21 protein-coding genes and 1 tRNA gene are annotated in these 20,192 nt (G+C 73.2%); 13 read left to right on the top strand and 9 right to left on the bottom strand.

Annotated elements, in window-relative coordinates:
* Positions 1–5 precede the first annotated feature (5 nt).
* From AC57BS_RS08590 to idi, 12 genes are read left to right on the top strand one after another with little or no spacing between them, the layout of a single operon-like run.
* Entirely contained in the window at positions 6–359 is a 354-nt protein-coding gene (locus AC57BS_RS08590) for a lycopene cyclase domain-containing protein (protein WP_496411009.1), read from the top strand.
* Positions 356–712, top strand: a complete 357-nt coding sequence (locus tag AC57BS_RS08585; protein WP_496411008.1) for a lycopene cyclase domain-containing protein — start codon at positions 356–358, stop codon at positions 710–712. Before AC57BS_RS08590 ends, AC57BS_RS08585 begins: the two co-directional genes overlap by 4 nt.
* Positions 709–2,097, top strand: a complete 1,389-nt coding sequence (locus AC57BS_RS08580; protein WP_496411007.1) for a cytochrome P450 — start codon at positions 709–711, stop codon at positions 2,095–2,097. Before AC57BS_RS08585 ends, AC57BS_RS08580 begins: the two co-directional genes overlap by 4 nt.
* The gene (locus AC57BS_RS08575; RefSeq protein ID WP_496411006.1) at positions 2,094–3,296 is read left to right on the top strand and encodes a glycosyltransferase family 2 protein; all 1,203 of its coding nucleotides are present in this window, start codon (positions 2,094–2,096) and stop codon (positions 3,294–3,296) included. The genes AC57BS_RS08580 and AC57BS_RS08575 overlap by 4 nt, the downstream gene beginning before the upstream one ends.
* Positions 3,296–3,796 (top strand): glycosyl-4,4'-diaponeurosporenoate acyltransferase CrtO family protein, encoded by a 501-nt coding sequence (locus AC57BS_RS08570; RefSeq protein ID WP_496411005.1) that lies wholly within the window; start codon positions 3,296–3,298, stop codon positions 3,794–3,796. The genes AC57BS_RS08575 and AC57BS_RS08570 overlap by 1 nt, the downstream gene beginning before the upstream one ends.
* A complete protein-coding gene (locus AC57BS_RS08565; RefSeq protein WP_496411004.1) occupies positions 3,793–4,644 on the top strand; it encodes a phosphatase PAP2 family protein in 852 nt (283 codons plus the stop codon). The genes AC57BS_RS08570 and AC57BS_RS08565 overlap by 4 nt, the downstream gene beginning before the upstream one ends.
* Positions 4,641–5,471 carry a UbiA family prenyltransferase gene (locus tag AC57BS_RS08560; RefSeq protein WP_496411003.1) on the top strand — a complete coding sequence of 277 codons (831 nt, stop codon included), beginning with the start codon at positions 4,641–4,643 and terminating at the stop codon, positions 5,469–5,471. Before AC57BS_RS08565 ends, AC57BS_RS08560 begins: the two co-directional genes overlap by 4 nt.
* Positions 5,468–6,685 (top strand): geranylgeranyl reductase family protein, encoded by a 1,218-nt coding sequence (locus AC57BS_RS08555; protein WP_496411002.1) that lies wholly within the window; start codon positions 5,468–5,470, stop codon positions 6,683–6,685. Before AC57BS_RS08560 ends, AC57BS_RS08555 begins: the two co-directional genes overlap by 4 nt.
* Position 6,686: 1 nt before the next feature.
* Complete coding sequence (locus AC57BS_RS08550; protein WP_496411001.1) at positions 6,687–7,742, top strand: type III polyketide synthase; 1,056 nt, start codon at positions 6,687–6,689, stop codon at positions 7,740–7,742.
* 8 nt (positions 7,743–7,750) lie between these two features.
* Positions 7,751–8,278, top strand: coding sequence for an isoprenylcysteine carboxyl methyltransferase family protein (locus AC57BS_RS08545; protein ID WP_496411000.1), 528 nt, complete (start codon positions 7,751–7,753; stop codon positions 8,276–8,278).
* Positions 8,271–9,323: an NAD(P)/FAD-dependent oxidoreductase gene (locus tag AC57BS_RS08540; RefSeq protein WP_496410999.1), complete on the top strand. Its 1,053-nt coding sequence runs from the start codon at positions 8,271–8,273 to the stop codon at positions 9,321–9,323. Before AC57BS_RS08545 ends, AC57BS_RS08540 begins: the two co-directional genes overlap by 8 nt.
* On the top strand, positions 9,320–9,925 hold the full coding sequence (gene idi, locus AC57BS_RS08535) for an isopentenyl-diphosphate Delta-isomerase (protein ID WP_496410998.1): 606 nt from the start codon (positions 9,320–9,322) through the stop codon (positions 9,923–9,925). Before AC57BS_RS08540 ends, idi begins: the two co-directional genes overlap by 4 nt.
* Positions 9,926–9,941: 16 nt before the next feature.
* On the opposite strand, the gene AC57BS_RS08530 is transcribed toward idi, so the two are convergent.
* The 4 genes from AC57BS_RS08530 to AC57BS_RS08515 all read right to left on the bottom strand — a co-directional run bounded on the left by AC57BS_RS08530 (position 9,942) and on the right by AC57BS_RS08515 (position 13,158).
* Positions 9,942–12,059 carry a M14 family metallopeptidase gene (locus AC57BS_RS08530; RefSeq protein ID WP_496410997.1) on the bottom strand — a complete coding sequence of 706 codons (2,118 nt, stop codon included), beginning with the start codon at positions 12,057–12,059 and terminating at the stop codon, positions 9,942–9,944.
* Positions 12,060–12,201: 142 nt separating this feature from the next.
* On the bottom strand, positions 12,202–12,378 hold the full coding sequence (locus AC57BS_RS08525) for a hypothetical protein (RefSeq protein ID WP_496410996.1): 177 nt from the start codon (positions 12,376–12,378) through the stop codon (positions 12,202–12,204).
* 156 nt (positions 12,379–12,534) lie between these two features.
* Positions 12,535–12,606 (bottom strand) — tRNA-Val (locus AC57BS_RS08520).
* Positions 12,607–12,654: 48 nt separating this feature from the next.
* Positions 12,655–13,158, bottom strand: coding sequence for a PGPGW domain-containing protein (locus AC57BS_RS08515; protein WP_496410995.1), 504 nt, complete (start codon positions 13,156–13,158; stop codon positions 12,655–12,657).
* Between the two features lie 222 nt (positions 13,159–13,380).
* Here AC57BS_RS08515 and AC57BS_RS08510 point away from each other — a divergent pair, with 222 nt between their 5' ends.
* A complete protein-coding gene (locus tag AC57BS_RS08510) occupies positions 13,381–13,815 on the top strand; it encodes an SsgA family sporulation/cell division regulator (protein WP_496410994.1) in 435 nt (144 codons plus the stop codon).
* Positions 13,816–13,834: 19 nt separating this feature from the next.
* Here AC57BS_RS08510 and AC57BS_RS08505 read toward each other — a convergent pair whose 3' ends face one another.
* The 5 genes from AC57BS_RS08505 to AC57BS_RS08485 form a co-directional block, all read right to left on the bottom strand.
* Entirely contained in the window at positions 13,835–15,643 is a 1,809-nt protein-coding gene (locus tag AC57BS_RS08505) for an ABC transporter ATP-binding protein (RefSeq protein WP_496410993.1), read from the bottom strand.
* A 70-nt stretch (positions 15,644–15,713) separates the two neighbouring features.
* Positions 15,714–17,528 (bottom strand): ABC transporter ATP-binding protein, encoded by a 1,815-nt coding sequence (locus tag AC57BS_RS08500; protein WP_496410992.1) that lies wholly within the window; start codon positions 17,526–17,528, stop codon positions 15,714–15,716.
* Between the two features lie 133 nt (positions 17,529–17,661).
* Positions 17,662–18,399 carry an amino acid ABC transporter ATP-binding protein gene (locus AC57BS_RS08495; protein WP_496410991.1) on the bottom strand — a complete coding sequence of 246 codons (738 nt, stop codon included), beginning with the start codon at positions 18,397–18,399 and terminating at the stop codon, positions 17,662–17,664.
* Positions 18,396–19,265, bottom strand: a complete 870-nt coding sequence (locus AC57BS_RS08490) for an amino acid ABC transporter permease (RefSeq protein ID WP_496410990.1) — start codon at positions 19,263–19,265, stop codon at positions 18,396–18,398. Before AC57BS_RS08490 ends, AC57BS_RS08495 begins: the two co-directional genes overlap by 4 nt.
* On the bottom strand, positions 19,265–20,170 hold the full coding sequence (locus tag AC57BS_RS08485) for an ABC transporter substrate-binding protein (RefSeq protein ID WP_496410989.1): 906 nt from the start codon (positions 20,168–20,170) through the stop codon (positions 19,265–19,267). Before AC57BS_RS08485 ends, AC57BS_RS08490 begins: the two co-directional genes overlap by 1 nt.
* Positions 20,171–20,192: the final 22 nt, after the last annotated feature.

Here is a 20,192-nt window from a genome sequence, read left to right as displayed (position 1 = left end):
ACCCCGTGAGCCTTCCCCACTGGTCCTACGTCGCCATGCTGGCGTTCTGCCTGGCCGGCACGTTGCCGCTCGTGCCGGCGTTCCGCCTGCGGGTGCTGCGCCAGCCGCGTCGGCTGCTGCTGACGATCGCCCTGGCCGGGACGCCCTTCCTGCTCTGGGACCTGTGGGCGACCGACGTCGGCCACTGGTGGTTCGACGAGGGGCAGACCCTGCCGTGGCGCGTGGCCGGTCTGCCGCTGGAGGAGATCGGCTTCTTCGTCGTGATCCCCCTCGTGTCCGTGCTGACCCTCGAGGGCGTACGCGCGGCCCGCCGCGGGGTGCGACCCGGCACGGCGAGACGCCGGCAGGAGGCCCGGTGACCTACACCGCCATCGGCGTCGCCTGCGTGGTCCTGGCCCTCGTGCTGGACCGGTGGGTGGCGCGCACCCGGGTCACCTCGACCCGGGACTGGTGGTCCGCCTACGCGATCATCGTGTTCTTCCAGCTGCTCACCAACGGCTGGCTCACCGGCCGCGGCATCGTGCGCTACTCCGGTGACGCCATCCTCGGCAGCGGTGAGATCCGCTTCATCGGCGACGGTCGGCTCGTCTTCGCCCCGGTCGAGGACCTGATGTTCGGCTTCGGGCTCGTGCTGTGCAGCTGTGTGGCGTGGACCTGGCTCGGGCGTCGACCGGCCTTCCGTGACCAGGCCGGGGACGAGGTGGGGGCATGAGCGTCGCGACCCGCCTGCAGGCGATGCAGCCGACCGACGTCGGCGTGCCCGGCCCCACGTCCTGGGACATGGCCCGGGCCTTCCGGTCGGTCCGTGCCGACCCGCTGACCTTTCTCGGCGAGGTCGCCGGGCGCTACGGCGACACCGTGTCGTTCCCGGTGCCCGGTGCGCCCGCGCTCCTGCTCAACGACCCCGCCGACGTCAGGCACGTGCTGCAGACCTCCGCCCGCAGCTGGGGCAAGGACACCGTCCAGTACGCCGCCCTCGCCCGGGTCACCGGTCCCGGCCTGCTGGCGTCGGCCGAGCCGAGCTGGATCGAGCACCGGCGGCTCGCGGCCCCTGCCTTCCACCACCAGCGCCTCCAGGCCGTCGGTGACGAGGTGCGGGCTGCTGCGCGCACGGCGATCGACGCCCGGCTCGGCGGCGGGCACCTGCACCGGGTCGGGGGTGGCGAGGTGGTCGACGTGGCCGCGCTGACGCACGCCATCGGCCTCGACGCCGTGGGGCGCGCCCTCTTCAGCACCGACCTCTCCGACCAGGCCCAGGACCTGCTCCGGGCGACCAGCGACGCCGCCGACCTCGTGGTCCGGCTCGGACGCTCGATCCTGCCGCGAGCCGGGTGGACCCCCACCCGGACCAACGTGCGGCTGCGCTCGGCGCGCCGCCGGCTCGACGCGGGCGCCGCGGCCATCATCGCGGAGCGTCGCGCGCGCGGCGCCGACCGTGGTGCCGGCCGTGGCGACGACCTCCTCGGCCTGCTCCTCGACAGCGGGATGCACGACGAGGAGGTGCGTGACGAGCTCGTCACGATGGTCATCGCCGGCCACGAGACCGTCGCCGCCGCCCTCGCCTGGACCCTCATGCTGCTCGCCGAGCACGCCGACGCCCAGGACCGGGTGCGCACGGAGCTGGACGGCCATCCCGGACCGGTCCCTCTCGTGGGCCACCGTGACCGGTTGCCGTGGACCCGCGCCGTCGTCGACGAGGCGCTGCGGCTCTACCCGCCGGCCTGGGCGATCTCGCGCCGCTCCCACCGCGACGACGTGGTGGGTGGCCGGGCGGTGCCGGCAGGCACGCTCGCGATCATCAGCCCCTGGCTGGTCCACCGTCGTCCGGACCTGTGGCCCGACCCGGAGTCCTTCCGCCCCGAACGGTTCGTCGACGGCACCACGCGCACCGGCTACCTGCCCTTCGGCCAGGGACCGCGCTTGTGCATCGGCCGCGAGTTCGCGCTGGGTGAGATGGTCGTCGTGCTGGCCGAGCTCCTGCGCGACCACCGCGTCGACGTCCCGACCGGGTGGACCCGACCGGTCGCGGAGGCCAAGGTCGCGGTGCACCCCCGCGGCGGGATGCCCCTCGTCGTACGACGCCTGGGTGCGCGATGAGCGCCGACGTCGTGGTCGACCTCGTGATCGCCGCGCTCCTGGTGGTCGCGGCGGTGTGCGCCCAGCGGCTGGTGGCCGACCTGCGCACGCTCCCGCGACCCGCGGACCGCGATCCGTCGCACCTCTCGCCGTCCGTGTCGGTCGTCGTGCCGGCCCGCGACGAGGAGCAGACGCTTCCCCTGCTGCTGCACTCCGTGCGCGCGCAGGGCCCGGCCGTCACCGAGGTCCTCGTCGTCGACGACGCCTCGCAGGACGCGACCGCCGAGGTCGCACGCGCGGGCGGCGCCCGGGTACTGCCCGCGGGCACCCCTCCCCCGGGCTGGACCGGCAAGGCGTGGGCCTGCCACGCCGGCGCCGACGCGACCACCGGTGACCTGCTCCTCTTCCTCGACGCCGACACCGTCCTCGCCCCGGGGGCGCTGGCCGGCCTCCTCAACGCCCACGCACGCCACGGCGGGCTGGTCTCGGTGCAGCCGCACCACGTCGTCGTACGCCCCTACGAGCAGCTCTCGGCCTACTTCAACGTCGTCGCGGTGATGGCCAGCGGCGCGTTCACCCGCAGCGCGGGCGCCGACCCGTCCACGCCTCCCGGCGACAGTCCTCCGATGGCCTTCGGTCCCTGCCTGCTGACCTCGCGCGCCGACCACCGCGCAGCCGGGGGCCACGCGGCCGTACGCGCCGACATCCTCGACGACGCCGCACTGGCGGCGGCCTACCACCGCGCCGGCCTCCCGGTGTGGTGCGCCGTCGGGGGCGACGCGGTGCGGATGCGCAGCTATCCCGGCGGGCTGCGCCAGCTCGCGGCCGGCTGGACCAAGAACATCGCCTCCGGGGCGTCCGCCGCCGCCCCGTCGGCGAGCGCGGCGACCGTCGCGTGGATCAGCGCGCACCACGCGGTCGCGGTCGGGGCCCTCGCGTCGCTCGTCACCGCGCTCACCGGCCGCGGCGGCTCGCTCGTGGCGGGCAGCGCGCTGCTGTGGGCGCTCGCCTACGTCGGTGTCGCCCTCCAGCTGCGCTGGGTGCTGCGCCGCACCGGGTCGTTCCGGTGGTGGGCGTGGGCGCTGTTCCCCGTCACCCTGCTCGCCTTCGACCTGGTCTTCGCCCGCTCGCTCGCGCTCACCGTCGTACGCCGCTCCGTGCCGTGGCGCGGACGCGAGGTCTCCCTCGCCGACCGCGGATCACCGGAGGGGGTGGGCTGATGCTCGGGCTCGTCATGCCCCAGACCGTCACGATCGTGGTGGACGTCCTCGCGTGGGGCGTTTTCCACGCCGCGACGGGCTACGCCGCCCACCGCCTCGGCGACGACCGCCTGGCCCGCGACGGGTGGGGACTGCGGGAGCGCCGTTTCGAGGCCGGCGGCCACTGGTACCGCCGTCGGCTGCGCATCCACCGCTGGAAGGACCGGGTGCCCGAGGCCGGCGCCCTCTTCGACGGAGGTGTCAGCAAGCGGGAGCTGCCGGCCCGCGACGCCGAGGGACTCGGGGTCTTCGTGCGCGAGACCCGCCGCGCCGAGCTCGCGCACTGGTGGGCGCTGTGGTGCAGCCCGCTCTTCCTCCTCTGGAACCCGCCCCTCGCGGCCGCGCTGCTGGTGTCCTACGGCGTGCTGGTCAACCTCCCCTTCATCGCCATCCAGCGCTACAACCGGTTCCGCACCCAGGCACTGCTCGAGCGGCTGTCACGTCGGCGGAGCAACGCATGACCAGCGTGGCGACCTCGCGGTCGCGGGCAGGCGCCCATGAGCAGGAGGACCAGGGGTCGCGACACGGTCCCGTGGCCCAGCTCCTGATCGCGTGGTCCCCGCTCAGCGCGATCCTGATCGCCTACTGGGTGGCGCAGTGGATCACCGCACCGCTGGGCCTCGGCGGCGGGTCCGAGACCAACCGCGTCGGCGCGGAGCTCCACGTGCTCGGCCCGGCGCGCGGCGACGAGGCGCTGTTCGGGGCCGTCCCCAGCGGATGGCTCCAGGCCCGCCTGGTCGACGGCTCAGCACACTGGTACGACGCCTTCGCCGCGCTGGTCTACGTCACCCACTTCGTCACCATCCCGCTCATCACGGCGGTGGTCTGGTTCCGGGTGCGCGAGCGGTTCGCCGAGTGGCTCACCGCGGTGCTGACCATGTCGCTCGTCGGGATCGCCGGCTACCTCGCCTATCCCGCCGCGCCCCCGTGGCTGGCCGCCGAGCGAGGCGCCATCGGCGCCGTCGACCGCATCTCGCACGTCGGCTGGGAGGTGCTCGGCCTCGACGCGATCGGTCGGCTCGTCGAGCTGGGCCAGGCCGGGAGCAACCCGGTCGCGGCGATGCCCTCCCTGCACGCCGGAGCCGCCTTCCTCGCGGCCGCGTTCCTCTGGCCCTCGGTGTCGCACCTCGTGCGCGGCCTGCTGGCGGCGTACGCCCTGGCGATGGCCCTCACCCTCGTCTACACCGGCGAGCACTACGTCGTCGACGTGCTCGCCGGGTGGCTGGTCGCCGCTCTCGGCGTCGCGGTCGCCCGCCCGGTCGGCCACCGGCTGCGGGCACGGGCCGAGCGACCGGGAGGTGCGACATGAGCACTCCCGGCTCCGCGCTCACCGCACGCCCCGCAGCGTCCGTCGTCCGCACCCTCGTGGCGGCCTCGCACCCCGGCCCCGCCCTGGCCGTGACGGTCCTGGCCGGCCTGCTCGCGCTCGCCCAGGGCCTGTCCCCGGCGACGGCCGTCCTGCTGGTGGCCGCGGTGCTCGCCGGGCAGCTCACCGTGGGGTGGAGCAACGACCTCGTGGACCGCTCACGCGACCGCGCGGCCGGGCGTACGGACAAGCCTCTCGCCGCGGAGGGCGCGCCCGTCGTCGTCGTACGCACCGCGTGCGCGCTGGCCGTGGCGGCCTGCGTCGGGCTGTCGCTGGCGCTCGGCACGGCTGCTGGCCTGGTCCACCTGGCCTGCGTGGCCTCCGCCTGGGCCTACAACCTCGGGCTGAAGGCGACGGTGTTGTCGTGGCTGCCCTACGCCGTCTCCTTCGGCGGCCTCACCGCCGTGGTCACCCTCGCCGACGGCCAGGCTCCGCCGTGGTGGTGGCCGGTCGGTGCCGCACTCCTGGGCGTCGGGGCCCACCTGCTCAACGTGCTGCCCGACCTCGCCGACGACGCCGCCACGGGAGTCCGCGGCCTCCCGCACCGGCTGGGTCCGCGCCGCATCGCCCCCGTCGCCGCCGTCGTCCTGGTCGCGGCCTCGGCCGTGGTGCTCATCGGCGCCGCGCCGCCGCTCGCCGTGACCATCGGCGCCGCCGTCGTGGTGCTCGGGCTCGGCGCCGTGGTCGTCGCCGCGCGGGGACGCTCACCCTTCGTCGCGGCGGTCGGCGTCGCCCTGGTCGACGCCCTGCTCCTGGTGGTGGGCCGATGAGCCGCAACCTCGAGCACTGGGACCTGGTCGTCGTCGGCGCCGGCCCGGCGGGCTCCTCGGCCGCGCTCGGAGCGCTCGCGGAGGACCCGGGCCTGCGGGTGCTGCTCCTCGACCGCAGCGAGTTCCCCCGCGACAAGTCGTGCGGGGACGGCATCGCCCCGCACGTGCTCGACGCGCTCGCGCCGGTCGGGGCCGCCGACGTCGTCGCGGACTGGACCCCGCTGCGCGACCTCGAGCTGTCCCACGGCGGCGTCACCGTCAGCGGTCCGATGCGCCGCGAGGTGCACGTCGTGCCACGTGCCGTGCTCGACGCCCGCCTGGTCGAGCGCGCGGTCGCGGCCGGCGCGGTCCTCCGCACCCACCGGGTGACGTCGCTGGCCAACCTCCACGCGCCGCGTCGTCCCGGAGTCCCGGTGGTCTCCGGTGAGGTCTCGGCGGACGTGCTCGTCGGCGCCGACGGGGCACACTCGCTCGTCCGCACCGCCCTCCTCGGCCGGCGACGCGAGCCGCGCGCGATCGCGATCCGCGGCTACGCACCCACGACGCCGGAGATCGCCGGCCGGCAGGTCATCCGCTACGGCAGCCGTCGCCAGCCGTCGTACGCCTGGGCCTTCGACCGCGGCGACGGGCTCGCCAACGTCGGCTACGGCGAGCTGCTCCCCGGCGAGCGCGGCGGGGCGGGCGCACCGAGCCGGCGGCTCCTCCTCGAGCAGCTCGAGGAGCTCGTCCCCGGCGCCGCGCGTACGGGCGGCGACTGGCGCGGCCACCACCTCCCGCTGAGCACGTGGCGCTGGGACCAGCCGGACGGGCCGGTCCTGCTCGCCGGCGACGCCGCCGGGCTGGTCAACCCGATGACCGGCGAGGGCATCTACTACGCCGTCGCCACCGGCATCGCCGCCGGCCGCACCGCGGCTCGCGCCGTGGCCGCCGGCCGGCCGGGCGACGCCGGAGCCCGGCACCGTAGGGTCGTCCGTGACCTGCTCGGGACCCACCTGCGCCACACGTGGGCGGCCTCGCGCCTGTCTCGCTCCCCCCGCATCGTCGACGCCGGCATCCGCGCGGCGGGACGCGACCGCCACGCGTTCGACGCCCTCGTCGAGCTCGGCCTCGGCGACGGACGCATCGACGCCCGCCTGGCCGCCGGACTGCTCCGCAGCCTGGCCCGACCCCACCCTCCCGAGCACGTACCCGACACCCAGACCAGAGGTGGCTGACATGAGGATCCTCGCCGTGCGAGGCGCACTGCCGTCGCACTCCTACCCCCAGGCCGAGATCACCGAGGCCTTCGCGGAGTTCATCTCCGAGCGCAGCCTCGACCGGTCGATGCTGCGCCGCTTCCACGCCAACGCGGGCGTCGAGCGACGCCACACCGTCCTGCCGCTGGCGGACTACGCCGGCCTGGGCGACTTCGGGCAGGCCAACGACCTGTTCATCGAGCACGCCGTCGAGCTGGGGTCGCGTGCGCTCGTCGACGCCCTCAAGGCCGCCGACCTCACTCCCTCCGACGTGGACCTGGTGGTCACCGCCACGGTGACCGGCCTGGCCGTGCCGTCCCTCGACGCCCGGATCGCCGCCCAGGTCGGCCTGCGGGAGGACGTACGCCGCATGCCGCTCGTCGGGCTCGGCTGCGTCGCCGGTGCCGCCGGCATCGCCCGGGTGCACGACTACCTCCTCGGCCACCCCGGGCACACGGCGGTGCTGGTCGCGGTCGAGCTGTGCTCGCTGACGGTGCAGCGCGACGACGCGTCGGTGCCCAACCTGGTGGCGAGCGGGCTGTTCGGCGACGGCGCGGCGGCCGTCGTCGCGACCGGTTCGTCCGGGCGACCCGGACCCATCGAGGTGCTCGACTCGCGCAGTCGGCTCTACCCCGACAGCGAGCGCACGATGGGCTTCGACGTGACGGGCAACGGCCTGCGCATCGTGCTCGACGCCGAGGTGCCGACGCTGGTGGGCCGCTACGTGCGCGGCGACGTCGACGCGTTCCTCGCCGACCACGGCCTGACCCGCGCCGACATCGGCTGGTGGGTCTGCCACCCCGGCGGCCCCAAGGTCATCGAGGCCCTCGAGGAGGCCCTGGAGGTGCCGCGGGAGGCGGTCCGGCTGACCTGGGAGTCGCTCGCCCGGGTCGGCAACCTCTCCTCGGTGTCGGTGCTGCACGTCCTGGAGGACACGCTGCGCGAGCGGCCACCGGTGCCGGGCAGCCACGGGGTGCTGATGGCGATGGGGCCGGGCTTCTGCTCCGAGCTCGTGCTGCTGCGGGCGGCGTCGTGACTGGGCTGGTGGCGTTCACCGTCCTCGTCGCGCTCGTCGGGCTCGAGCGGGTCGCCGAGCTCGTGGTGTCGACCCGCAACGCGCGCTGGAGCATGGAGCGCGGCGGCGTCGAGCAGGGCCTGGGCCACTTCCCCTTCATGGTCGTGCTCCACACCGCGCTGCTGGTCGGCGCACTCGCCGAGGCGTGGATCCGGCAGCCGCAGGTGCCCTCCCTGCTCGCCTGGTCGATGCTCGCGCTCGTCGTCGCCTCGCAGGCGCTGCGCTGGTGGTGCATCGCCACGCTCGGGCGGCGCTGGAACACCCGCGTGATCGTGGTGCCCGGCATGCCACCCGTCCGATCAGGGCCCTACCGCCTCCTGCGCCACCCCAACTACGTCGCGGTCGTGGTCGAGGGCGTCGCGCTCCCCCTGGTGCACGCCGCCTGGATCACCGCGCTGGTGTTCACCCTCCTCAACGCCGCGCTGCTCGTCGTACGCATCCGGGTGGAGGACGCGGCGCTGGCCACACTGCCGGCCGAGGAGCCCGCCGGTGCGTGACGGCGTGCCTGACCTGGTGGTGGCCGGCGGCGGCCCGGTCGGCCTCGCCGCGGCGCTGCACGCCCACCACGCGGGCCTGTCGGTCGTGGTGCGCGAGCCGCGGACCGGCCCGATCGACAAGGCCTGTGGTGAGGGCCTGATGCCAGGGGCCGTGGCCGAGCTGGCCGCGCTCGGCGTGCACCCGAGGGGCCGCGACCTGGCCGGGATCCGCTACCTCGACGGCTCCGACGGCGGGCGCGAGGCGACGGCCCGCTTCGCGCGCGGCCCGGGGCGGGGCGTACGCCGCACCGTGCTCCACGAGGCGCTCGCCGAGCAGGTCGACGTCGCCGGCATCCCCATCGACCCCCGGCCCGTCGCCGCCGTCGTGGACGCCGGGGACCACCTGCTCGTCGACGGCGAGCCGGCGCGCCACCTCGTCGCCGCCGACGGGTTGCACTCCCCCGTCCGGCGCCTCGTGGGGCTCGACGCCCCGGTCACCGGACGGCGCCGCTTCGGGCTGCGCTGCCACGTGCAGCAGGCGCCGTGGACGTCGTACGTCGAGGTGCACTGGTCGCGGCGCGCCGAGGCCTACGTGACCCCGGTCGACGACGACCTCGTCGGCCTGGCGGTGCTGGCCGAGGCCGGCTCGCGCTTCGAGGACCTCCTCGACGACTTCCCGCTGCTGCAGGAGCGGCTGACCGGCCCCCGCACCCGGGTGATGGGCGCCGGACCGCTGCGCCAGCGTGCCCGGTCGCGGTCGGCCGGCCGGGTGCTGCTCGTCGGGGACGCCGGTGGCTACGTGGACGCGCTGACCGGCGAGGGTCTCGCGCTCGGGCTGGCGCAGGCACGCGTCGCCGTCGAGTGCCTCGTCGCCGGTCGTGCCGACCGCTACGACCGACTCGCGCGCCGGCTCGGGCTGCGCCACGAGCTCCTCACCCACGCGCTCCTGCGCGCCACCGCGGTCGGGCCCGTGCGTCGCAGGCTCGTCCCCGCCGCAGCCCGGCTGCCGTGGGTCTTCGACACCGCCGTCAACCAGCTCGCCCGACCCGTGGGGAGGCCCGCATGACCGTCACCCGCCCGACCGATCCCTCACCAGCCGAGCTGGTGGTGCTGCTCGACGAGGACGGCAGTGCCGCTGGCACGGCCGACAAGGCCGGGGTCCACCACGCCGACACACCGCTCCACCTCGCCTTCTCCTGCTACCTCTTCGATGGCGCCGGCAACGTGCTCGTCACCCAGCGGGCCCTCCACAAGCGGACCTTCCCCGGCGTGTGGACCAACAGCTGCTGCGGCCACCCGGGTCCCGGCGAGGCGCTGGCCGACGCCGTGCGCCGCCGGGTGGAGCAGGAGCTGGGCACCACCGTGACCAACCTGCGGCTGGTGCTGCCGCGGTTCCGCTACCGCGCCGAGCAGGACGGGGTCGTCGAGAACGAGATGTGCCCGGTCTTCGTCGGCACGGCGGACGGCAACGTACGCCCCGATCCCGACGAGGTGGGCGCGACCCGGTGGGAGCCGTGGGAGGAGTTCCGCCGCGGCGTGCTGGACGGCACCCGACCGGTGTCGGTGTGGTGCCGCGAGCAGGTGGCCCAGCTCCCCGCCGACCCGGCCGCGGCGCCGGCTGCCGACGAGGGCGAGCTGCCCCCGGCGGCACGGCCGGCGAGCCGCTGACGTCAGCGGCAGGCGCTCAACGGTTCCAGAGGCGGCTGCACTCCTTGAGGTCGACGCTGACCTGCTGGCTGCGCTCGACGACGACCGGCACGGCCTGCAGGACCTGGCCGTCCTTCTCGCACGTCAGCGTCCATGCCTCGACGAGTGGCGCCGTCGTCTGCTCGGTGGCGTCGTAGAGGGCGGCGGTCAGCGTGTAGGTCGGGCTGACGGAGGCGAAGTTGATGACGCGGAGGACGTACGTGCCGGGGGTGGGCGCACTGATCGTCGCCTTCTCCTTCTCCCCGACGAAGTTGCCCGAGCTGCCGACCTGGGTGAGCGAGCCGTCCGCGTTCTTGCGGTAGACCTCGAGGTCCAGGTCATCCGGCGTCGGCCAGTCGAGGACGACCTGCAGGATCTCCTGGTCGGTCTCGGTCACGACGAGCTCGTGGTCCACCGACGAGGCGGGGGCGGCGGTGCCGCTCCAGGTCTCGCTGCGGGTCGGCTCCTCGGCGAGGAGCTTGACGAGCCGCGCCTGCACCGCCGGACGGGTCGACTGGTTGACGTCCCAGCTGAAGGTCTTGCCGCTCGTCACCATCGTGCTCTCGAGGGAGTCGGTGAAGTCGTTCTCCGGGCTCCACGTCGGGGTCGAGAACTGCTTGCGCAGCCGCAGCGTGGCGCCGGTCGGAGCCTTGCCGGAGATCACGGCGTGGCTGGCTCGGCTGACCGCCTCCTCGAAGGCCACGAGGTAGGCCTCGCGGTTGCCCTTGCCGGCGTAAGCCCCGGCACCGAGGTACTCGTCGACCACCTGGGAGAACGGCGGGTGGAACTCGTTGGGCCCGATCTCGAAGGTGTAGCCGTAGCCGCCGGTCGCGTTGTAGGACCAGTCCTCCGTGGTGCCGGTGGTGTCGTAGAGCTCCCAGCCGTGGATGTTGGCGTACCCGTTCTGCGCGGTCATCCGCGCGCCGACCTCCTTCATGGCCTCCTCGTCGGGGGCGTCGCCCACCGGCAGCCCGTCGGGACCGATCGTGGTGGGGTTCACGCCGTTGGGCCGCAGCACCAGGTTGGAGAAGGTGTGGTTGGAGATCATCATCGTGACCTGACGGGTGGAGATGAGCTCGCGCACGTTGCGCGTCTCCGGCTCGGAGAACGGCTCGGCGCCGCGGTAGGTCGGGTCCGCGAAGAGGTCGGAGGCGCCGGGACCGCCCCACAGCCCGCCGTAGTTGCGGTTGAGGTCGGTGCCGACGAGGTAGCCGCCCGGGCTGGTGAGGCTGAGGGCGGCGCAGGTGCCGTCAGGCGTGTCCTGCCCGTCGACGACGCGGCAGTTCTTGCGCTTGTAGGCGTTGCCCGGCGTCCCGAGGATCGTCGCGGTGCCGCCGCCGTCCACCTCCCGCAGGTCGATGAGCTGGCCGTCGGTGAAGGACAGGTGGAAGCCGTCGGGGTTGACCACCGGGACGACGACCATCCGGCCGCGTTCGAGCAAGCCGCTGATCCGCGGGTCGCCGGCGCGGGCACCCTTGACCAGGTCGACGGCGAACTCCATGGCGTGCTCGCCCGAGGGCCACTCGCGGGCGTGGTGCACCCCGAACATGGCGAAGGTGGGCCGGCCGTCACGGGCGGCGACGTCCTTCGCGATCTCGACGCCGTGGACGGTCCGGCCGTCCAGCGTCTTCTCGGGCAGCGTCAGCAGCTTGACCAGGCCGGGGTTGGCCTCGGCCATGGCCTTCATCTCGGCGTTGTAGTCGGCCAGGCTGCGGTAGGCGTCGCGGCCGGACGGCAGCGCGGTGCGCAGCCGGGTGGCGGCGAAGAGGTCGTCGAGGCGGTTGATCTCCGCCTCGCGCTCGAGCAGGTCGGGGATGCGTACGTCCCACGTGAAGCCGGCGGCGCGGAGGGCCTCGAGGTCGGCCACCGTGTGCAGCACGACCTCGACGTAGTCGTGACCGGCGTGCTCGGTCAGGTCGAGGCCCAGCCCCTGGAGACGGGCCTTGTCCGCCCGCGTCGGGGTGTCGACGGTGACCAGCCTGGGCGCGAACACGTCCGTGACCGTGACTGCGGTGCCCTGGGCCGGAGAGGGGACGCTGAGCGCGGCGGCGCCGAGCGCCAGCACGGACAGCGCCGCGGCAATCGCCTGTCGCTGCCAGAGGTGGTGACGTCGCATGGGGATCCTCCGGGGGTGTGGGCGGCTGTCCTCGCCGCATGCACCCTCAACGGACCAGTGGCCGGCAGGTCACGTGACGGCGTGCGCCTGCCGATGCGGACGGTGGGCCGGCCCCACGGAACGGCCCACCGCCCAGCCTGGGTCACCGGACGAGGCCGGTGTCGCCCTTCCTGCGCGGGAAGGAAGCCGCGTCGAAGTAGGGGCCGACGTAGTCGTCGGCCGGGCTGGCCTGGCCCGGAGCCGTCGAGACGGTCGCCGGGGCGCCCAGCGACGCGCTCGTCAGGAGTGGGGCGAGAGCGAGGGGCGAGAGTCGGCGCAACGTCGTTCCTTTCGAGGCGCCCGCGGGTGTCGGGCGGCTACCGGATCAACGCGACGTGGTGGCCGGCGTTACGCGGGCCCGGCAGTCGGTGCCGGTCGGATCGCACAAGAGGCCGGCTCCCGCTGGGAAACCGGCCTCTCACCTGCATGATCTCGGTGGGCGATACTGGGTTCGAACCAGTGACCTCTTCGGTGTGAACGAAGCGCGCTACCACTGCGCCAATCGCCCGAGCTCGGCAGAACGGTATCCCATGGTCGGGCCCGAACCGGAATCGGGTCAGGAATCGGCGCCGACCCCGGGGCGGTCCTCGGAGGAGCGGTCGCCCTTGATCTCGCGGCGCAGCTCCTCGGCCTTCTCGGGGTGGCCGTGGAAGCGGCGGTAGCTGTAGATGATGAGGCCGACGGCGATGAACGCCGACGCGACCTGGGTGATGCCCGTCCAGATGCCTCCGGGCAGCCACCACGTGTCCGAGACGGGCCACCACTCGGGGGCGGGCGGCTTGATGATCCACAGCACACCGCACGCGGCCAGGACCACGGCACCGAGGACCGAGGCGATGACGCGCGGCCAGGTCTCGACGCCCTCGGCGGCGCCGAGCATGGCGCGCAGCCGTACGGGCTCGACCCGCTTCTCCGCCCAGTCGTACTGCTGGGAGAGGAGCGCGAGGCCGGCGAAGATCCCGAGCAGGCCGGGGCCGGGAAGGAAGATCGCGGCCACCCCGAGGAGCAGCAGGGTCCACCCCAGGATCTCGAGACCGATGCGCTTTGCTGCCCCCGTCATGGAAAGAACCTATCGGGCCACACCAGCGACTTCCCACCGCCGAGTTCACGACCTGCGAAACCCCGGGTTACCGTCAAGATCGACATGAGTCGGCCTCAAGATCCGGTCTGGACCGGTTCGGGGGAATTTTTGCCGTTCCGCATCACGCGCGGCACCCGATGCCGTCTCATGAGCAACGCAACTCGGGGACCCACCACCCCGGGCGATGAGAAGGAGCTCTCGATGAATCTGTCCGGAAGCGGGCACACCCTGTCCGACGTGGCATTGGACATCACCGTCGAGTGCATGGACGACCGCGGGATCCGCCACGAGATCGACACCGTCCTCAGCTACGCCAGCTCCGACCCGTTCGCGGTCGCGATGACGTTCGTGACGTCCGACGGCGACCTCGTGTGGACCTTCGGGCGGGACCTGCTCATCCGCGGCACCGAGGCCCCCGCCGGCGACGGCGACGTGCACGTCTCCCCCGCCGTCGGCCTGAGCGGCCGCGCCATGGTCGCCATCGAGCTCAGCTCCCCCGACGGTCACCTGGTGCTGATGGCCCGCACCGGCGACGTCAGCGACTTCATCGCCCGCACCGCCGCAGTGGTCGCTCCCGGCGCCGAGTCGGACGCCTTCGACGCCGACCTGCTGATCAGCCGGCTCCTCGCCTCCTGACCGTCGGGTCGGCACCGCCTCAGGCGCGTGAGTGCTGGGCGATCCAGCTCGCGTGGAGGCCGGCGTAGACGGTGCCCACCTGCCCGACCAGCTCGTGGTGCGGGCCGCGCTGCACGACCCGGCCCTTGTCGACGACGATCACCTCGTCGGCGCCCTCCGCCGTCGAGAGCCGGTGGGCGATGGTCACCGACGTGCGCGACTGCATGAGCCGCTCGAGCGCGCGACCGATCTGCATCTCGAGCGCCGGGTCGACCGCGCTCGTCGCCTCGTCGAGCACCAGCAGGTCCGGGTCGGCGAGGTGGGCGCGCAGCAGCGCGACGAGCTGGCGCTCACCGGCCGAGAGCGACTCGCCGCGCTGGCCGACCTGGGTGTGCAGGCCGCGCGGGAGGCCGGCCAGCCAGTCGTCGACGCCGAGCTCGACCGCCGAGGCGCGGATCTCGTCCTCGGTGGCGTCGAGCTTGCCGTAGCGCACGTTGGCCGCGATCGTGTCGTCGAAGAGGAACCCCTCCTGCGGCACCAGCACGACGCTGCGCCGCAGTGAGCGAGAGTCGATGTGGCGTACGTCGATGCCGTCGAGCAGCACCGACCCCTCGGTCGGGTCCATCAGGCGGGTGAGCAGCTTGGCGAAGGTCGACTTGCCCGACCCGGTCTCGCCGACGATCGCGACCCGGGTGCCGGCCTCGATGGTGAGGTCGATGTCGCGCAGCACGGGGGGGCCGGCGGGGTAGGCGAAGGTGACGCGGTCGAAGCGCACGTCGATGGGGCCGCGGGGCAGCGCCTCGCCCTCGGGGCCGGGGTCGATCAGGTCGGCAGGCGTCTCGAGGATGCCGAGGACGCGCCGCCAGCTCGCGATGGCGTTCTGGGCGTCGGTGAGGATCTGGGTGCCCATCTGCACGGGGCCGACGAACAGCGTGACGAGGAACGCGAAGGCCAGCACCCGGCCCGGGGTCATGTCGGAGGTGAAGCCGAGGAGGATGCCGACGATGATGACGCCGGCGTTGGCCAGGCCGGCCGAGAGGCCGCCGAGCGAGAACGACGTGACGGTGTAGGTCTGCGCGTGGGTGTAGGCGTTCTGCCAGTTGGAGATCGCGGTGTCGATGCGGTGCTGGGTGCGGTCCTCGACGCCGTAGGTGCGGACCACGGCGGCGCCGACCACGGGCTCGGAGATGGCGCCCAGCAGCACGCCGACCTGCTGGCGTACGACGGTGTAGGCGGCCGAGAGCTTCTTCTGGAACCAGCGGATCGACAGGAAGAGCGGGGCGAAGCAGAGCCAGACGACCAGGGCGAGCTCCCAGCTGTAGACCAGCATCAGCACGGTCGCGACCAGCATCTGCCCGATGCTCACCACGAAGATCAGGCCACCGAACACCAGGAACTGGCTCACCTGGTCGACGTCGGAGGTGACGCGGGAGACCAGGGCTCCGCGACGCTCGGTGTTCTGGGTGAGCAGCGGCAGGTCGTGGACGTGGCGGAAGGCCTTGGTGCGCAGCGTGGCGAGACCGTGCTCGGAGGTGGTGAAGAGCCGGCTCGTCATGGCGTAGGACGCGACGCTGGTGACCACGATGGCGAGGGCGGCCAGCACGCCCATCCAGGCGACGTAGTCGAAGCGCGGGCCGCCGGGGCCGTTGAGGCCCTTGTCGAGGGTCTGCTGGACCGCGATCGGCACCACGATCTGCCCGCACGAGGCGATGACCGCCAGGACCAGGGTCCAGCCGAGGCCGTCGCGGAGCTCCGGGGAGTACTTCATGCCGAGCCGGATGGTCGCCCAGGCGCCGATCTGCTCGCCGGAGTCCATCTTGGTGCCGGAGGTGGGTGCGGTCGTGCTCATCTCGGGGTCCCTGCGGCGTTGTCGGACGGAGGAGCGAAGCGGAGGAGGACGAGAACGTCGTGGGGTGGGTTCATCGGTTCGTCCCCTCTGCCTCGGCGACCGGAGCCGCTGCGTCGACCTCGTAGGCGTTGACGAGCTGGGCGTAGGCGGGGCTGGTGGCCAGCAGCTCGGCGTGGGTGCCGCGACCCACGATCCGGCCCTCGTCGAGGTGCACCACCTCGTCGGCCAGGGAGATCGTGGCCTTGCGGTAGGCCACGACCACCAGCGATGCGGCGGACCCGTCGACGTCGTCGCGCAGCGAGGCCAGGATGCGGGCCTCGACCTCGGGGTCCACGGCGGACGTGGCGTCGTCGAGGATGAGCAGCCGGGGCCGCCGGACCAGCGCGCGGGCCAGGGAGAGCCGCTGCCGCTGGCCGCCGGAGAGGGACGTGCCGCGCTCGCCGAGCAGCGAGTCGAGGCCGCCGGGCAGGGCCGCGACGAAGCCGTCGGCCTGGGCGGTGCGCAGAGCCGCCCACACCTCCTCGTCGGAGACGTCGGCCCCCAGCGTGACGTTGTCGCGCACGGTGTCGTCGAACATGAAGGCGGTCTGCGGGACCAGCGAGACGCTCCTCGAGAGCTGGCCCTTGCGCAGCTGGGTCACGTCGCGACCGTCGATGCGGACCGTGCCGGAGTCGGGATCGACCAGGCGGGTCAGGAGGCTGGTCAGGGTGCTCTTGCCCGACGCGGTCGCGCCGACGAGTGCGACGGTGCGCCCGGGGCGTACGTCGAAGTCGACGCCGCGCAGGAGCGGCGCGTCGGCGTCGTAGGAGTAGTGGAGGTCCTCGACCTCGAGCAGGGCGCCCTCGTCGGTGCGGGGCAGCTCGGCGTCTCCCCACTCCATCGATCCCTGCGCGTCGAGCACGGCCCGGGCACGGCGGTAGCCCACCACCGAGCGCGGGAACTCCCCCAGCAGCCAGCCGATGGCGCGGATCGGGAAGGAGACGATCGTGAGGAGGTAGGCCACGGTGACCACGTCGCCCGCGTCTGTCGCACCGCTGGTGACGCGCGAGACACCGACCGCCAGCACGACGAGGACGCCCAGGCCCGGGAGGCTGGCCAGGGCCGGGTCGAAGACGGCGCGGATGCGACCGGCCCGGATGTTGACGTCGCGCAGCTCGCGGGCCTTGGCACCGAACCGGTCGGTCTCCTCGACCTCGCGGCCGAGGGTCTTGACGACCATGGCGCCGTCGAAGGACTCGTGGGCGATCTCGCTGACCTCGGCGCGCAGGCCCTGGGCGCGGGTCATCAGGGGCGAGGAGTAGTGCTGGTAGAGCAGGTTGGCGACGACGACGGCCGGGAAGACCAGCAGCCCGACCAGCGCCAGGACGGTGTCGGCGACGAACATCTGGACGACGGCGATGACCATCATCACGACGGTGCCGAGCGCCATCGGCAGCGGCATGATCGGCGACCACGCGGCCTCCACGTCTGAGTAGGCGTTGGAGAGCAGCTGGCCGGTCGGGTGGCGCTGGTGCCACTCCATCGGCAGGGAGAGGTATTGCCGCGTCACTGCCCGCCGGGTGTGGGACTGCATCCGGTAGTACATGATGCCGCCGCCGAGGCGCCGGGCGACGATGCCGACCGCGCGCAGGATGGCGACGGCCATGAAGAGCGCGAAGACCCAGACCAGCATGTCGGTGCCGATCTCGCCGTTGTCGAAGGCCGGGATCAGGACGTGCTCGGTGGACCAGCCGAGCACCCAGGCGTCGGCCACGGTGAGCACGCCGAACAGGACGGCGCCGAGCGTCGCGACCGTGAACACCTTGGGCTCGCGCTTGACGCCGACCCACAGGACCCGGAAGCCGTCGAGTGTGGTGGTGCCCCGCGGCTCCGCTTCCTCGCCCACAGGTGTCGCCCGCCTCCTCGTCGTACGGCGCGATCGCGCCCGGTCGGTTGCCGAGCGCAACCAACCAACCGGGTCAGGCTATTCCTCGGCACCGACAGCGGACGAATCGCATGCCTGGGAGGGCGCCTCTCGATCAGGAAACCCGGATCCGGGACAGGAAGGCGCGGGTGCGCTCCTCTTGGGGGTCGTCGATCACCTGGTCGGGAGGGCCCTGCTCGTGGATCCGGCCGTCGTGGAGGAAGCACACCTGGTCGGCGACGTCGCGCGCGAAGCCCATCTCGTGGGTGTTGAGCAGCATCGTGACGCCCTCGGCCTTGAGCTCGCCGAGCAGGTCGAGCACCTCCCCCACCAGCTCGGGGTCGAGCGCGCTGGTCACCTCGTCGAGCAGCATCAACCGCGGGTTGGCCACGAGGGCGCGGGCGATGGCGACGCGCTGCTGCTGGCCGCCGGAGAGGTCGTCGGGGCGGGCCCGGGCCCTCTCGGCGAGCCCGACGCGGTCGAGCATCGCCAGCCCCCTCGTACGCGCCTCGTCGGCCCCCACGCCGTGCACCAGCCGCAGGGCGAGCGTGACGTTGCCGATGACGTCGAGGTGCGGGAACAGGTTGTAGGCCTGGAAGACCATCCCCATCCGCGCGCGGACCTCGTCGCCGTCCACCCGCGGGTCGGTGATGTCGCGACCGTCGAAGGTGATGACGCCGTCGTCGACGACCTCGAGGAGGTTGACGCAGCGCAGCAGGGTCGACTTGCCGGAGCCCGACGCACCGATGAGCACCACGCACTGCCCGGGCTCGACGGCGAGGTCGACGTCCCGCAGGACGACGTTGTCGCCGAAGGACTTGCGGACGCCCTCGAGGCTCAGCAGCTCGCTCATAGGTGTCCTCCCGCGCCGTGGTAGCCCTTCTTGCGCGCGTAGCGGTCGGTGAGCCGCGCCATCGGGATGGTCAGGCAGCAGAAGAGCACGCCGGCGACGACGTAGGGCGTGTAGTTGAAGTCGAGGGCGGTCTCGATCTGGGCCCTGCGGATCGCGTCGCTGACCCCGAGCACCGCGATGAGGCCGGAGTCCTTCTGTAGCGAGACGAGGTCGTTCATCAGCGGCGGGATGACCCGGCGCCAGGCCTGCGGCAGCACCACGTGGCGCAGCGTCTGCCCGTAGGACAGCCCGAGGGACCGGCCGGCGAGGCGCTGGCTCGGGTGCACGGACTCGATGCCGGCGCGGAACACCTCGGCGACGTAGGCGGAATAGGACAGCACCAGCGCGGCACCGCCCCAGAACAGTGGCGACGTCGGCAGGCCCTGGAGGCTCAGCGCCGGGCCGCCGAACCCGAGCAGGAAGATCACCAGCAGCAGCGGGAGGCCGCGGAAGACGTCGACGTACGCCGTGCCGAGCATTCGCAGCGGGAAGGCGACGGGGCCCCGGAGCGTACGCACGATCGCGACGGTCAGGCTGAGCACCAGGATCAGCACCCAGCAGACCACCATGACGCGGATGTTGAGCCAGAGCCCGTCGACCACGGCGGGGAACGACGAGACGGCCTTGTCCCAGTCGAAGTAGGTCTCCCGAACCCGCTCCCAGCCCGGCGAGCTGACCACCGCGCCGGCGAGGGTGCCGAGCAGGAGCAGGGTGCTGACGGCGGCGATCGCCGCGCTGCGCACCGTACGGCGGCGTCGCCACTCGTCACGCTCGCGCTGGACGTCGGAGGGCTGCCAGTCCGCCTGTGGGGCGAGCTGGTCGGTCATCAGGACAGCTCGGGCGCGCCCTGCTGGGCCAGCCACTCCTGGCTGATCTGGTCGAGGACGCCGTCCTCGCGGAGCGTGTCGACGGCGCCGGAGACACAGTCGGTGAGCGGGCTGTCCTTGCCGAGGACGGCACCGAACTGCTCGACCTCACCCTCCGGGAGCGGCAGCTGTCCGACGATCACGCCGTCGTCGAGCTGAACGGCGGTCATGAAGTAGGCCGTCGGGAGGTCGACGACGATGCCGTCGATCTGGCCGTTCTTGAGGGCCTGGACCGCCTGGTCGTTGGTGTCGAAGACGAACGGCTCCTCCGACAGCTGGATCTGGTCGGTGATCGCGGTGTAGCTCGTGGTGCCGACCTGCGCGCCCAGCTTGGCGTCGGCGAGGTCGGCGACGCTGGTCGCTCCGTCGATCGAGCTGCCGGAGTTGGTGATGACGGTCTGGACGACGTCGTAGTAGCCGGAGGAGAAGTCGACCGCCTTGCGCCGGGCCTCGGTGATCGAGACCTGGTTGATGTCGAAGTCGAAGTCCTTGGGGCCGGGCTGGACGACCTTGTTGAAGGGCACCTTGACCCAGGTGACCTGCTCGGCGGTGTAGCCGAGCTGCTCGGCGATCGCATAGGCCACGGCGGACTCGTAGCCCTTGCCGTTGGTCGGGTCGTTGTCGACGAACCACGGCTCGTAGGCCGGGTCGTCGGTGGCGATGGTGAGCGTGCCGTCGGCTACGGTCTCCATCGTGTCGGGCGTGCACTCCTCGGCGGCGGGCGTCTCCGAGGACGCGTCGCTCGAGGTGTCGTCGGCGCTGTCGGCCTCGTCGGTCGGGGCGCAGGCGGTGAGCGCGAGCGAGGCGGCCGCGAGGGCGGCGACGGCGAGCTGGCGCTTCGCGGCGCGCCGGGAGGTCTTCAGCATGGGGGAATCGTACGGCCCCGCC

This window comes from Nocardioides sp. BGA-UO-ETr-FS32, from assembly GCF_059567905.1.
Note: the sequence above shows the minus strand (reverse complement) of the source record. Positions and strands in the feature narration are given on the sequence as shown.

What these genes read in the sequence shown, in the direction of transcription:
- AC57BS_RS08580 (WP_496411007.1), top strand. Translation starts at nt 709, where the DNA reads ATGAGCGTCGCGACCCGCCTGCAGGCGATGCAGCCGACCGACGTCGGC.
- AC57BS_RS08575 (WP_496411006.1), top strand. Translation starts at nt 2,094, where the DNA reads ATGAGCGCCGACGTCGTGGTCGACCTCGTGATCGCCGCGCTCCTGGTG.
- AC57BS_RS08570 (WP_496411005.1), top strand. Translation starts at nt 3,296, where the DNA reads ATGCTCGGGCTCGTCATGCCCCAGACCGTCACGATCGTGGTGGACGTC.
- AC57BS_RS08565 (WP_496411004.1), top strand. Translation starts at nt 3,793, where the DNA reads ATGACCAGCGTGGCGACCTCGCGGTCGCGGGCAGGCGCCCATGAGCAG.
- AC57BS_RS08560 (WP_496411003.1), top strand. Translation starts at nt 4,641, where the DNA reads ATGAGCACTCCCGGCTCCGCGCTCACCGCACGCCCCGCAGCGTCCGTC.
- AC57BS_RS08555 (WP_496411002.1), top strand. Translation starts at nt 5,468, where the DNA reads ATGAGCCGCAACCTCGAGCACTGGGACCTGGTCGTCGTCGGCGCCGGC.
- AC57BS_RS08550 (WP_496411001.1), top strand. Translation starts at nt 6,687, where the DNA reads ATGAGGATCCTCGCCGTGCGAGGCGCACTGCCGTCGCACTCCTACCCC.
- idi (WP_496410998.1), top strand. Translation starts at nt 9,320, where the DNA reads ATGACCGTCACCCGCCCGACCGATCCCTCACCAGCCGAGCTGGTGGTG.
- AC57BS_RS08530 (WP_496410997.1), bottom strand. Translation starts at nt 12,059, where the DNA reads ATGCGACGTCACCACCTCTGGCAGCGACAGGCGATTGCCGCGGCGCTG.
- AC57BS_RS08515 (WP_496410995.1), bottom strand. Translation starts at nt 13,158, where the DNA reads ATGACGGGGGCAGCAAAGCGCATCGGTCTCGAGATCCTGGGGTGGACC.
- AC57BS_RS08510 (WP_496410994.1), top strand. Translation starts at nt 13,381, where the DNA reads ATGAATCTGTCCGGAAGCGGGCACACCCTGTCCGACGTGGCATTGGAC.
- AC57BS_RS08505 (WP_496410993.1), bottom strand. Translation starts at nt 15,643, where the DNA reads ATGAGCACGACCGCACCCACCTCCGGCACCAAGATGGACTCCGGCGAG.
- AC57BS_RS08495 (WP_496410991.1), bottom strand. Translation starts at nt 18,399, where the DNA reads ATGAGCGAGCTGCTGAGCCTCGAGGGCGTCCGCAAGTCCTTCGGCGAC.
- AC57BS_RS08490 (WP_496410990.1), bottom strand. Translation starts at nt 19,265, where the DNA reads ATGACCGACCAGCTCGCCCCACAGGCGGACTGGCAGCCCTCCGACGTC.
- AC57BS_RS08485 (WP_496410989.1), bottom strand. Translation starts at nt 20,170, where the DNA reads ATGCTGAAGACCTCCCGGCGCGCCGCGAAGCGCCAGCTCGCCGTCGCC.